Source organism: Mesorhizobium cantuariense (genome assembly GCF_042647205.1).
Taxonomy (GTDB): domain Bacteria; phylum Pseudomonadota; class Alphaproteobacteria; order Rhizobiales; family Rhizobiaceae; genus Mesorhizobium; species Mesorhizobium cantuariense.
In genome coordinates this window covers 5,246,988-5,259,029 of record NZ_JBHRVD010000001.1, presented here as the reverse complement: position 1 = coordinate 5,259,029, position 12,042 = coordinate 5,246,988, and the positions used below count along the sequence as shown (strand labels likewise).

The following is a 12,042-nucleotide window of genomic DNA, read 5'->3' as shown; positions in this document are numbered from 1 at the left end:
TGAAGGGCGCCTTCGCAATCAAGACGGCGCGGCTGCGGCCGACGACAGCGCGCGGGGCGACACGCCATGCGCATTGAAACCATTCGGGCCGCCGGCGACAGGCCGGCCCATATCCGCCATGACGATCTGATCTCCGCCAAGGGCGTTTCGGTGGTCATCGCCCGGCAGCTGATCCTCAGGAACATCGATCTCTCGGTGCCCAAGGGGTCGTTTGTCTCCCTTATCGGCCCTTCCGGTTGCGGCAAGAGCACCTTGCTCAAGGTGCTGGCCGGGCTGGTGCAGCCGACCCAGGGCAGCGTTGCGATCGCCGGGCTCGCACCGGTCGAGGCGGCGCGCAAGCGCATGATCGGCCTCGTCTTTCAGGACGCCAACCTGCTCCCCTGGAAAAACGCCGTCGACAATGCGTCGCTGCTGCTCGGCATCGCCGACAAGTCGCTGTCGCGCTCGGATTTGCGGGCGCGCGGGCAGGAGATGCTGGAGCTGGTGGGATTGGGCGATAGCGCCCACAAGCGCCCAAACGAACTGTCGGGCGGCATGCGGCAGCGGGTTGCCATCGCACGGGCCCTGGCACTCGACCCAGCGGTCCTGCTGATGGACGAGCCGTTCGGCGCGCTCGACGCCATCACCCGCGATTCCATGGGTCAGTCGCTGCTGGAGATCTGGCAGCGTACCGGCAAGACGATCGTGCTCGTCACCCACTCCATCGACGAGGCCATCCATCTGTCGCGCCATGTTCACGTGCTGGGGATCAAGCCGGGGCGGATCACCGAGAGCCTCGACATTGCGCTGCCTTATCCACGCGACCTGTCGGTCAGCGAAGATCCGGAGTTCGTCAGGCTGGTGGTTCAGTTGCGAACGATGCTGCGCTCCAGCCATCAACCGGGAGGCGCGTCTTGAGCGACCAACCCATCACGGATATTTCCGAGTCACGGCTCGCCTCCAACTGGAGCGCTGCGACAGGTAGCTGGCTGCCAGCGGTCATTCTGCTGCTGGTGACAATCGTGCTGTGGGAAGCCGCCGTGCGGATCTTTGCCATATCCGCCTTCATCATTCCCGCCCCATCCGAGATCGCGAAGTCGCTGGTCGCGCAATGGGGCACGCTGATGCAGGCGACGCTGGTGACGGCGGGCGAAATCCTGTTCGGCTTCCTGGTCTCGGTCGTGGTCGGCATTGCGATTGCGCTGGTCATCGTGCGCTTCGATTGGTTGGGACGCGCGCTGTATCCACTGGTGGTGCTGTTCCAGAACGTGCCGAAAGTCGCGCTCGCGCCGATCTTCATCCTCTGGTTCGGCTATGGGCTGGCGCCCAAGATCGGCCTGATCCTGGTCATCGCCTTCTTCCCGGTGACACTGTCGATGCTGGCGGGCATGCAATCGGTCGACCGTTCGCTGCTGGCGCTGATGAATTCCGTCGGGGCCAGCCCGACGCAGATCCTGTTCAGGATCCGCGTTCCGCACTCGCTGCCGAACCTGATGGCCGGAACCAAGATCGCCGCCACTTTAAGTGTGATCGGCGCCATCGTCGGCGAATTTGCCGGCGCGTCGGACGGTCTCGGCTACGTCATCCAGTTCGCTTCGACCCAGCTCGATACAGCGCTGGTCTTCGCAGCGCTGCTGCTGGTTTCCGTGCTTGGCATCGCCTTCTACTACGCCGCCGAAATCCTCGAACGCATCGTGGTGCCGTGGGCGCCGAAATTCAGCCAGTCCTAGCCCGCTCGATCAACCAAATTCATAAAAGGGAACGAAAAATGCTGAGACGCTCACTTATCAAGGCCGCTGGCTTGGCGGCGTTTGTCGCGGCACTCGGCTTCTCCAGCGCGGCTCTGGCGGCCGACAAGGTCAACGTCCAGCTCGACTGGGTGGTGCGCGGCAATCACGCTATGTTCTTTGTCGGCAAGGAAAAGGGCTTCTTCGCCAAGAACGACATCGATGTAGCCGAGATCCGCAAGGGATCCGGCTCGCCGGACGCGATGCGGCTGGTGGGCAATGAGAACGCGGATTTCGGGTTCGGCGATCTTCCCACGCTTGCCGTCGCACGATCGCAGAATGTTCCGGTCGTGGCGCTGGTGGCCGTCAATCAGCACTCGCCGCTGGGGATCATTTCGCTGGCCAAGACACTGAAGCTCGCAAAGCCGTCCGACCTCAAGGGACTGACCATCGGCATTCATCCGGCCGGCTCCACTTACATCTTCTTCAAGGGTTTTCTGGCCGCCAACGGCCTGACCGAAAAGGACATGACGCTGAACAGCGTCTCGCCGCCCTATGAAAGCTATTTGCTGCTTGGCCGGGTTCAGACGGTCGTCGGCTATGTCGACGCGGAGGTTCCCGAACTGGAGGCGAAGGCCGGAGGCCCCGGCTCGCTCAGCATCATGATGGGAGCGGACTATGGGTGGAAGGCCTATGGCTCGGGCCTGTTCACCTCGCAGGCGATGATCAAGGACAAGCCGGACGTCGTGCGCCGCTTCGTCAAGGCATACAGGGAAGCCTTCGACTACGTCGTGGCTCATCCAGAAGAGGCTGCCGAGATCACGGCCAAGGCAGCGCCCGGCTATGCGGACAAGAAGGGTGTGCTGCTGGCGCAGATCAACGCCGATATCGCCTCGACGTTCAGCAGCGCCGACACCAAGGAACACGGTCTCGGCTGGATGACGAAGACACAGTGGGAGGAGACCTTGAAGACGCTGACGGACCAGGGCGTGCTCAAGGCGGCTCTGTCGGCGGACGACGTCTTCACCGACGCCTTCCTGGCGAAGGAATAAGGGGCGCGCGGTGTTCGAACGGAAAGCTCGATGAGCGCCTACCGGCAGACCAGACTGTCCTGCGCCATGGCGCAGGACACATCACGCTCGCCTTTCGCTGCATCGGCGCGGTCGAGCGTGACCTGCACCCGGGTGGCATATGCGCGACCCGACAGGCCGCACCAAAGCCTCTCGACGGGCAGGTTCTCGCGCTTGTCGTTGAGGATCGTGAACGTGCCGGTCTTCGCATCGAACCAGAGTTCGATGCGAGCGCTCTTGCCCGGTTCGACCGTTGCGATCCCGGCCGAATACCAGTGGGCGAAGTCAGCGTTGCAGGACAGGCCTTCGCTGCCCGCATTCGAAATCGTCAACGGAACCATGTCGAGCCCGTCAGTGCCGGTGCGGACGGTGACATGGTGCAACTCAACCGCGTTGGCGAAGGACGATAACGCCAGCATCACCGGAAGGGCATAACGGATCTTCACTTTGCCTGAACTCCATATGTAATTTTTCCTAGGCAGTCTATCTCGCTTTCGCGCAATAACAATAAGAATATTGATTGGTAAAACAACAGAGAGGGTAACATGTTAAAGCTTCTTAAGAGCAGTGTAAGTGCGGTTATATTGACTGGTGTCTTGATGAGCGGCGCGCTTGCCGGCGAGGTCAAGTCGATCGCCATCCTGACGCCCGAAGAAGGCACGGACTATGGCTGGAACCAGCAAGGCATCGACGCCGCCAAAGCGGCGGGCAAAGCCGCGGGCGTCGAAGTGGTCGTGGCCCAGGGCCTCGGCTATGGCGATGTTCGTCCGACCTTGCGGGAACTTGCGTCCGACGGCGCCAGCCTGCTGATCGCGCACGCCAGCGGCTACAACACCTCGGCTCCCGAAATCGCCAAGGAATTGAAAGTTCCGGTGGCGATTGTCGACACGCCGACCGGCCTGGAGAAGGGCCTTGTCGCCGACTACACGCTGAGCGGCCACGAGGGTGCCTATCTCGCCGGCCGTCTCGCCGCCAAGGTGTCGCGCTCCAAGTCGGTCGGCATCGTCGTCTCGGGCGAACCGCCTTCGTGGAATTCGCAGTCGGCGGCGTTCGCGCAGGGCGTGAAGGCGGAGAGCCCGGACGTCAAGATCACCTACGCGGTGATCGGCCCGGCTGCCTACAGCGATGCGGCCGGCGGCAAGCGCGTCACCGAAAGCGTGATCGCGTCGGGCGCCGACATCATCTTCGGCCAGGGCAACGGTTCGAGCTTCGGCATGCTGCAGGCGGTCGAGACGACCAAGGCCGGCGATGGCGGCAAGGTCTATTTCATCGACGTCATCGGCGACAAGTCGCCGATCGACAAGGGCTTCCTGCTGTCGTCGGTGGTGTGGAACATCGAGCCGGTCTATGCGGCGATGATTGCCGACCTGAAGGCCGACACGTTCGGCACCAAACACTATACGATCGGCCTCAAGGACGACTCGGTCAAGCTGCTGAAAACCGCTGCGATCCCGGATAATGTCTGGACGGAAATCCAGGCGCTGCGCGAAGACGTCATTTCCGGCAAGATCAAGGTCGAACCGGTCTATGACGCGGCCGCCGTCAGGGCACTGATGACCAGCGTCGCCCAGTAAGGCGATCACGGTCAGCTGCCGGAGGGGTGATCCGTTCACCCCTCCGGACGATTCCCGTTTTTTGGTGCTGGGCTTTCATGAGCAGTCTTTCTTCATCGTCCGTTGCCGGGCGCGACATCGTCGCGCTTGAAGGCGTGACCAAACGGTTCCCCGGTGTCGTCGCCAATGACAGCGTCGACCTGTCGATCCGCCCGGGCGAAGTGCATGTGCTGCTGGGCGAGAACGGTGCTGGAAAATCGACATTGATCGGCATGCTGTCCGGCCTGCAGCAGCCGGACGAGGGACGCATACTGGTCGACGGCAAACCGACGCCGATCACCTCGCCGCGCCATGCGCTGGCACTCGGCATTGGCACCGTATTCCAGCACATGATGCTGGTGCCGACGCTGACGGTGGCGGAAAACCTCTTGCTTGGCGGGCCGTGGTGGCAGCGCCCCAGGACCGAGGAACTGGCGGCGCGTGTCGCGGAGATCACCAGCACGCTCGGCATCACCGTCAAGCTGCATGCCAAGGTATCGGAGCTTTCGCTCGGCGAGCAGCAGCAGGTCGAGATCCTGCGCGCGATGCTGCGCAACAGTCGGTTGCTCATCCTTGACGAGTCCACCTCCATGCTGACGCCGAAAGGCATCGACGAACTGGGCGCGCTGATGCGCCGCCTCGTCGAACAAGGCCTGGCGATCGTCTTCATCACCCACAAGCTCAAGGAGGCGGCAGCCTTCGGCGACCGCATCTCGGTGCTGAAGCTCGGTCGCAAGGTTGGCGAGATCCCGCCCGAGCGGTTTCGCGCGCTGGGCGAACAGGAGATCGTCTCGGAGATCGTGGAATTGATGTTCGGCCAGCAGAAGGATGATCCTGAAGCCGTCGAGCGTCCGGTCCGCACTGTCCGCGCCGAAGCCGCCCCGTTGCTTCAGGTCGCGCATCTGTCGGTCACGCCGACCGACAATGCACCGGGCCTGTCGTCGATCTCCTTCGACATCCGTCGGGGCGAGATCCTGGGCATAGCCGGCATCGACGGTAACGGCCAGAAGCAGCTGGCGGAAGCGCTGGCCGGCCAGCGTACAGCCACCAGCGGCTCGGTGCGGCTGGACGGTATCGCCATCGAGGCGCTGAGCGTCGGCGAGCGCCGCCGGCGCGGCCTTCGATACTTGACCGACGACCGGCTGGGCGAGGGCACTGTCGGAACCTTCCCGGTCTCGATCAACTTCTTCCTCAAGCAGGTCGGCGCGGCCCCGTTCTGGCGCAACGGCGTCGAGCAGCGCGCGGAGATCGACAAGCGCGCCGCCCAGCTCGTGCGCGAATACGATGTGCGCACGCCGAGCCTGAAGACGCCTGTCGCGCGGCTATCCGGCGGCAACATCCAGAAGGTGCTTCTGGCACGAGAACTGGCGGAAGGTGCCAAGGTGGTGATCTTCAACAAACCGACCTACGGGCTCGATCTCGCCAACACGTTGGCGTCGCGCCAGCGCATCCTCGACACGGCGGCGCGTGGCCTTGCCGTGCTGCTGATCTCCACCGACCTCGAGGAATTGCTTGGTCTGTGCGACCGCATCGCCGTCATCGCGAACGGAGCTTTGGTCGGCACCGTCGAGAATGCCGACGACGCCCGCACCAAGGTCGGTCGCCTGATGATCGGACTTGCCGCATGAGCATCGACACCGTACCCACGGTCAGCGCTACCGCACTCGATGCCACGAGCGGGGCGGCGACGCGCCGCGACATCCTGCATCGGCTGCTGATGACGCTCGGTCCGATCCTCATCGCTCTCGTCATAGCCGGCTGTATCCTGCTTGCCGTCGGCGTCGACCCGCTCGCCTATTATGGCTTCGTGCTGGAGAAAGGACTGTTCTCGCCGCTCGGCATCCAGCAGACACTGACGCGCATGGCGCCACTGCTGTTTCTTGCCGCCGGCCTGATCGTGGCCTTTCGCGCTGGCATGTGGAATCTCGGCGGCGACGGGCAGTTCCTGCTTGGCGCGGTGACGGCGGCTGCCAGCGCTCCCGTGTTCGTTCAGATCATGCCAGCCTGGCTGGCGCTGTTCTGCTCGTTCCTCATCGCCATGGTGGTGGCGATGATCTGGTCGCTGGTGCCGGCCCTGCTGCGTGCCTATCAGGGCGTCAACGAGATCATCACCACGCTGATGATGACGTTCCTCGGCACCTCGCTCGCCAATGTGCTGGTCAAGCTGGCGTTTCGCGACCCGAACACGACCGTGCCGCAGACCCGTACGCTGCCGGTGGAAGACCGGCTGCCGCGCGTGTTCGAAACGACCATCACCAGCGGCTTGCTGCTTGGGCTGGCGGCGATCGTCATCGTGCATCTGGTGATGACGCGCACGGCGTTCGGGCTGAAGCTGAGGATCGTCGGCGCCAATCCACGCGCGGCCGTTCACTCGGGGCTCGGCGTCCCCGGCCTGACCGTTGCCGTCTTCGCCATTTCGGCGGGGCTGGCCGGGCTTGCCGGCGCCGTCGACATCATCGGCGTCCAGGGCAATGTCCGCGCCGACTGGAATCCCGCCTACGGGCTTGCCGTGATTCCCGCCGTGTTTCTCGCCCGCATGAATGGCTTTGCTGCCATCGGTTTCGTGTTCCTGCTTTCAGTGCTTTCGATCGGTGGCGAGAGCGCGGCCCGGCGGCTCGGCGTGCCCAATCATTTCACGCTGGTGCTGGTTTCGATCGTGCTGATCGTGCTCGCGCTCGCCGAATATTTCGATCACCGATACAACCAGTCGCGGAGGGCCTAGGGCATGACCGGGCTCTTCAGCGAAGTCTTTCTCAGCGCGCTGCTGTTCGGTGCCGTCACCGCGGCTATCCCGTTGCTGCTTGCCGGGCTCGGCGAGCAGATTTCCGAGAAGGCGGGCGTTCTCAATATCGGCATCGAAGGCATGATGCTGGCCGGCGCCTATCTCGGCTTCGTCGGCGCTTTCTATTCAGGGTCGCTGTGGCTGGGCTTTCTTACCGGTGCCGCCGGCGGTGCCGCGGTGGCGCTTGTCATGGCGCTGCTTTGCGTGCGCATCGGGCTGAACCAGATCGTCATCGGCATCGCGCTGACCTTGGGACTGGAAGGCCTGACGGCACTGCTCCACCATTTCCAGTTCTCACGCAGCTACCCGCGCCTGCCGGCGGCGGATGCGACCGTCATTCCGCTGCTTTCGGACATTCCGGTCATCGGACCTGCATTCTTCAAACATCATCTGATCGTCTATCTGGCGGTCGCGCTGGTTTTCGGCATGGGCTACATCTATCGGCGCACGCAGCTGGGCCTCAACCTGCAGGCAGCAGGCGACAAGCCGGCCGCGCTCGATGTCGCCGGCATCGATGTCGTGCGAACCCGCACCATCGCCGTGTTGACGACCGGAGCGCTGGCTGGGCTCGGCGGCGCCTATCTCGCCAATGTCGGGGCCGGGCTGTTCATCCCGTTCATCACCAATGGCGCGGGCTTTCTCGGCATCGTGCTGGCCATGCTGGCGCGCGGTCGCCCGATCTGGGTGCTATTCGGCGCGTTGCTGTTCGGCGTCTGCCTGTCGCTGACCACGGCCATGCAGGTGGCCGGCATCAACATACCGACCGACATCATCCAGATGCTGCCGTTCCTGGCGGTGATGATCATGCTGGTGCTGTTCGGCCGGCGCGCCAGCCTGCCGGCGGCGCTCGGCATTCCATACGAGCGCGGCGCGCGCTGAGCACAATTCATGCGCGGACGGGACCCGCGCCAATAAAGGAGGCAAGAATGTCGGATACCAAGGTCTACCTGCTCGACGGCGGCTCGCTCGTTCTCGACGGATACCACGTGTTCTGGAATCGTGGCCCTGGCGGCGAAGTGCGCTTCCCCGTCTATTCGATTCTGATCGAACATGCCGAGGGCCGGTTTCTTGTCGACACCGGCTACGACTACGATCATGTGATGAAGGTGCTGCCGTTCGAAAAGCCGATCCAGGAAAAGCACCAGACCATCCCCGGCGCCCTGGCGCTGCTCGGTCTCGAACCGAAGGACATCGACGTCGTCGTCAATTCGCATTTCCACTTCGACCATTGCGGCGGCAACAAATATTTTCCGCATGCCAAGAAGATCTGTCACCGGACCGAGGTGCCGCAGGCGTGCAATCCCCAGCCTTTCGAGCATCTCGGCTATTCCGATCTGAGCTTTTCGGCGGAGGCTGCCGAAGCGCGTGGCGCGACCGGGCAATTGCTTGCGGGAACGACACGGGCGAATTCGACCTTCGAGGGCATCGATGGCGACGTCGAGCTTGCCAGGGGCGTCCGGCTGATCTCGACGCCCGGTCATTCGATCGGCCATTACAGCCTGCTGGTCGAGTTTCCCAAGCGCAAGCCGATCATGTTCACGATCGATGCGGCCTATACGCAGAAGAGCCTTGAAACGCTGTGCCAGGCGGCCTTCCACATCGATCCGGTTGCCGGCGTCAATTCGATGCGCAAGGTGAAGAAACTCGCCGAGGACCATGGCGCCGAGCTGATGTACTCGCACGACATGGACAACTTCAAGACCTACAGGATCGGCACGCAATTCTACGGCTAGATCAGGATGACGTTTGGTTGAACCATCATCCTGATCTATCTCTTTGTTGGAGCATGATCTTTTCCGAAAACCGGTTCCCACTTTTCGGGATCATGCTCTGATCCCCGCCAATCCGGAGACAAGACGATGCGCTATCTCGAACACGCCGATCCGGTCATCACCCTGACCGCGGGGCCGGTGAACGCCTATGCCGAAGTGCTGCGCGGCCTCGGTCGCACGGTGCTCTACGACTACGACCCGGCGTTCCAGCTCTTCTATGAGAAGGTGGTCGACAAGGCGCAGAAAGCGATGCTGCTGTCGAACAGGCCGGTCATCCTGCATGGCGAGCCGGTGCTGGGCCTGGAGGCCGCCGCGGCCTCGCTGATCGCGCCAGACGACGTCGTGCTCAACCTTGCCTCCGGGGTCTACGGCAAGGGGTTTGGCTATTGGGCGAAGCGCTATTCGCCACATCTGCTCGAGATCGAGGTGCCCTACAACGAGGCGATCGATCCGCAGGCGGTAGCGGCAATGCTGAAGGCGCATCCGGAAATCACCGTCGTTTCCGTCTGCCACCACGACACCCCGTCCGGCACCATCAATCCGATCGACGCCATCGGCGCGCTGGTCTCAGTGCATGGCGGCTATCTCATCGTCGACGCCGTCTCGTCCTTTGGCGGCATGAAGACGCATCCGCAGGATTGCAAGGCCGATATCTATGTCACCGGCCCCAACAAATGCCTGGGCGCGCCTCCCGGCCTGACGATGATGGGCGTCAGCGAGCGGGCCTGGGCCAAGATGAAGGGCAACGAGGCGGCCCCCCGCGCGTCGATGCTGAGCATCGTCGACTGGGAGAATGCGTGGTCGCGGGACAAGCCGTTTCCGTTCACGCCGTCGGTCTCGGAGATCAACGGGCTCGATGTCGCGCTCGACCTCTATCTCAATGAGGGACCGGAGGCAGTGTGGGCGCGCCATGCGCTCACCGCCAAGGCCATGCGCGCCGGCGTCACCGCGATGGGCCTGTCGATCTGGGCCGCCAGCGACAAGATCGCGTCGCCGACCACGACCGCCGTGCGGACGCCCGAAGGCGTCGACGAGAAGGCGCTTCGCCAGGCCGCGCGCGCCCGCTACGGCGTGGTGTTTTCGTCTGGCCGCGGCGAGACTTTGGGAAAGCTGACACGCATCGGCCACATGGGTCCGACCGCGCAGCCGATCTATGCGATCGCGGCGCTGACGGCACTTGGCGGCGCCATGAACGCGGCCGGCCAGAAACTAGCGGTCGGCAAGGGCATCGACGCGGCGCTGGCCGTGATCGACGCCGACGCCTGAACAGACATCACCAGATCACGGATTGAGGGAGCATTTTCATGACTGAACGGCTTGCGGGAAAGACGGCCCTGGTTACGGGCGCCGCGCAGGGTATCGGCAAGGCGATCGCAGCGCGCCTTGCCGCTGACGGGGCAACCGTGATCGTCAGCGACATCAATGCCGAAGGCGCCAAGGCAGCGGCCGCGACGATAGGCGGAAAGGCGAGGGCGATCGCCGCCGACATTTCCGATCCGGCATCGGTCAAGGCACTCTTCTCCGAAATCCAGGCCCTGACCGGAGGCATCGATATTCTGATCAACAATGCCAGCATCGTGCCGTTCGTCGCCTGGGACGATGTCGATCTCGACCATTGGCGCAAGATCATCGACGTCAATCTGACCGGTACCTTCATTGTCAGCCGCGCCGGCACGGACCAGATGCGTGCGGCAGGCAAGGGCGGGCGGGTGATCAACATCGCATCCAACACCTTCTTTGCCGGCACCCCGAACATGGCGGCCTATGTCGCGGCCAAGGGCGGCGTCATCGGCTTCACCAGGGCGCTCGCCACAGAACTCGGCAAATACAACATCACCGCCAACGCGGTGACGCCCGGCCTGATCGAGAGCGACGGCGTCAAGGCGAGCCCGCACAATGAAGCGTTCGGCTTTGTCGAGATGCTTCAGGCGATGAAAGGCAAAGGGCAGCCGGAACATATCGCCGACGTGGTTTCGTTCCTGGCCTCCGACGATGCGCGCTGGATCACCGGCCAGACGCTCAATGTCGATGCTGGGATGGTGCGCCACTAGCTAAAGCGCATCCCAAAAACCGCCGCACACTTCTGGGCGACCTGTCCCGAGGTCGCAACAGCGGACGGGTGCGGCCAAAGTTTATCCGCAAGGCCATGTCGCAGATGGCCAATCAAAGGGAAATCATAGTGGACTTCGGATTCGACACGTCGGTTTTCGACGGGCTGACGATTGCAATGCTGGTCGCCGGTCTGGCCATGACCGGCGTGGCGTCCGGCGTGCTGGCTGGCCTGCTGGGAGTCGGTGGCGGTATCGTCATCGTCCCGGTGCTGTTCTGGGTGCTTAGCCTGTTCCACTTTTCGCCTGATGTGATCAGCCATCTGGCGGTCGCGACGTCGCTTGCGGTCATTATCCCCACCTCGATTTCATCGATGCGGTCACACAACAGGCGCGGCAATGTCGATCGGCCTCTGCTCAATCTTTGGGGACCGGCGATTTTCGTCAGTGCCCTCGTCGGTGGCATCATGTCGAAATTCATCCCGGGCGCCGGCTTGCGGCTGGTTTTCGGCGTCGTCGGCCTGCTGGTGGCCGTGAACATGGCGTTGCCGAAGCATCTCGTGATCTCCGATCACTTGCCGCAAAGCGGCTGGATCAACCGTGCGATCGCCTCTGTCATCGGCTTCGTCTCTTCGCTCATGGGAATTGGTGGCGGCACGCTCTCGGTGCCGACGCTTTCCAGCTTTTCCTTTCCGGTGCACCGGGCCGTCGGCACATCATCGGCGCTTGGCCTGCTTATCGCGCTTCCAGCGGTGGCCGGCTTCATCTGGTCGGGTCTCGAGATTGCCGGCAGGCCTCCGCTCAGCCTGGGTTACGTCAGCCTGCCGGCTGTTGCCATCATAGCGCCCGTGAGCTTTCTGTTCGCACCCTTGGGCGCAAGGCTCGCCCACGCGCTCAACCCGCGCTACCTGAAACTTGCCTTTGCGTTTTTCCTGGCGATCACGGCTGGGCGAATGCTGCTTTCCTGAATCCTGACAGGCAGGCCGTCGCGGCATTCCGCACGCCGTCACATGTTGCTCGGCGGACCGCCCTTTGATGACGCAACGCGCGTTTTCTCCACGCTGACGGCGAA

Annotated in this window: 12 protein-coding genes; 11 read left to right on the top strand and 1 reads right to left on the bottom strand. The window is 63.3% G+C overall.

The annotated features are described in order from the left end of the window. The first annotated feature begins 66 nt into the window (after positions 1-66). Genes ACFOJ9_RS25750 through ACFOJ9_RS25740 form a run of 3 tightly spaced genes read left to right on the top strand, consistent with a single transcriptional unit; the run spans position 67 to position 2,758 of the window. Positions 67-897, top strand: coding sequence for an ABC transporter ATP-binding protein (locus ACFOJ9_RS25750; RefSeq protein WP_378982543.1), 831 nt, complete (start codon positions 67-69; stop codon positions 895-897). Further along, on the top strand, positions 894-1,709 hold the full coding sequence (locus tag ACFOJ9_RS25745) for an ABC transporter permease (protein WP_378982541.1): 816 nt from the start codon (positions 894-896) through the stop codon (positions 1,707-1,709). The genes ACFOJ9_RS25750 and ACFOJ9_RS25745 overlap by 4 nt, the downstream gene beginning before the upstream one ends. Positions 1,710-1,747: 38 nt before the next feature. Continuing rightward, the gene (locus tag ACFOJ9_RS25740) at positions 1,748-2,758 is read left to right on the top strand and encodes an ABC transporter substrate-binding protein (RefSeq protein WP_378982539.1); all 1,011 of its coding nucleotides are present in this window, start codon (positions 1,748-1,750) and stop codon (positions 2,756-2,758) included. A gap of 38 nt (positions 2,759-2,796) precedes the next feature. Here ACFOJ9_RS25740 and ACFOJ9_RS25735 read toward each other — a convergent pair whose 3' ends face one another. Next, positions 2,797-3,222, bottom strand: coding sequence for a hypothetical protein (locus ACFOJ9_RS25735; protein WP_378982537.1), 426 nt, complete (start codon positions 3,220-3,222; stop codon positions 2,797-2,799). A 153-nt stretch (positions 3,223-3,375) separates the two neighbouring features. On the opposite strand from ACFOJ9_RS25735, the gene ACFOJ9_RS25730 reads away from it, so the two are divergent. The 8 genes from ACFOJ9_RS25730 (at position 3,376) to ACFOJ9_RS25695 (ending at position 11,938) form a co-directional block, all read left to right on the top strand. Then, positions 3,376-4,350, top strand: a complete 975-nt coding sequence (locus ACFOJ9_RS25730; RefSeq protein ID WP_378982535.1) for a putative B6 ABC transporter substrate-binding protein — start codon at positions 3,376-3,378, stop codon at positions 4,348-4,350. 77 nt (positions 4,351-4,427) lie between these two features. Next, a complete protein-coding gene (locus ACFOJ9_RS25725; RefSeq protein ID WP_378982533.1) occupies positions 4,428-5,996 on the top strand; it encodes a putative B6 ABC transporter ATP-binding protein in 1,569 nt (522 codons plus the stop codon). Then, positions 5,993-7,090 carry a putative B6 ABC transporter permease subunit 2 gene (locus tag ACFOJ9_RS25720; RefSeq protein ID WP_378982531.1) on the top strand — a complete coding sequence of 366 codons (1,098 nt, stop codon included), beginning with the start codon at positions 5,993-5,995 and terminating at the stop codon, positions 7,088-7,090. Before ACFOJ9_RS25725 ends, ACFOJ9_RS25720 begins: the two co-directional genes overlap by 4 nt. Positions 7,091-7,093: 3 nt before the next feature. Next, positions 7,094-8,029, top strand: coding sequence for a putative B6 ABC transporter permease subunit 1 (locus ACFOJ9_RS25715; protein WP_027039488.1), 936 nt, complete (start codon positions 7,094-7,096; stop codon positions 8,027-8,029). A gap of 47 nt (positions 8,030-8,076) precedes the next feature. Next, positions 8,077-8,883, top strand: a complete 807-nt coding sequence (pldA, locus tag ACFOJ9_RS25710; RefSeq protein ID WP_378982529.1) for a 4-pyridoxolactonase — start codon at positions 8,077-8,079, stop codon at positions 8,881-8,883. Between the two features lie 126 nt (positions 8,884-9,009). Next, positions 9,010-10,188, top strand: coding sequence for a pyridoxamine--pyruvate transaminase (gene ppaT / locus ACFOJ9_RS25705; RefSeq protein WP_378982527.1), 1,179 nt, complete (start codon positions 9,010-9,012; stop codon positions 10,186-10,188). 38 nt (positions 10,189-10,226) lie between these two features. After that, a complete protein-coding gene (pldH, locus tag ACFOJ9_RS25700) occupies positions 10,227-10,973 on the top strand; it encodes a pyridoxal 4-dehydrogenase, SDR-type (protein WP_378982525.1) in 747 nt (248 codons plus the stop codon). A 128-nt stretch (positions 10,974-11,101) separates the two neighbouring features. After that, positions 11,102-11,938: a sulfite exporter TauE/SafE family protein gene (locus ACFOJ9_RS25695; protein WP_378982523.1), complete on the top strand. Its 837-nt coding sequence runs from the start codon at positions 11,102-11,104 to the stop codon at positions 11,936-11,938. The last annotated feature ends 104 nt before the right edge of the window (positions 11,939-12,042 follow it).

What these genes read in the sequence shown, in the direction of transcription:
- ppaT (WP_378982527.1), top strand. Translation starts at nt 9,010, where the DNA reads ATGCGCTATCTCGAACACGCCGATCCGGTCATCACCCTGACCGCGGGG.
- ACFOJ9_RS25740 (WP_378982539.1), top strand. Translation starts at nt 1,748, where the DNA reads ATGCTGAGACGCTCACTTATCAAGGCCGCTGGCTTGGCGGCGTTTGTC.
- pldH (WP_378982525.1), top strand. Translation starts at nt 10,227, where the DNA reads ATGACTGAACGGCTTGCGGGAAAGACGGCCCTGGTTACGGGCGCCGCG.
- ACFOJ9_RS25730 (WP_378982535.1), top strand. Translation starts at nt 3,376, where the DNA reads ATGAGCGGCGCGCTTGCCGGCGAGGTCAAGTCGATCGCCATCCTGACG.
- ACFOJ9_RS25720 (WP_378982531.1), top strand. Translation starts at nt 5,993, where the DNA reads ATGAGCATCGACACCGTACCCACGGTCAGCGCTACCGCACTCGATGCC.
- ACFOJ9_RS25715 (WP_027039488.1), top strand. Translation starts at nt 7,094, where the DNA reads ATGACCGGGCTCTTCAGCGAAGTCTTTCTCAGCGCGCTGCTGTTCGGT.
- ACFOJ9_RS25750 (WP_378982543.1), top strand. Translation starts at nt 67, where the DNA reads ATGCGCATTGAAACCATTCGGGCCGCCGGCGACAGGCCGGCCCATATC.
- ACFOJ9_RS25725 (WP_378982533.1), top strand. Translation starts at nt 4,428, where the DNA reads ATGAGCAGTCTTTCTTCATCGTCCGTTGCCGGGCGCGACATCGTCGCG.
- pldA (WP_378982529.1), top strand. Translation starts at nt 8,077, where the DNA reads ATGTCGGATACCAAGGTCTACCTGCTCGACGGCGGCTCGCTCGTTCTC.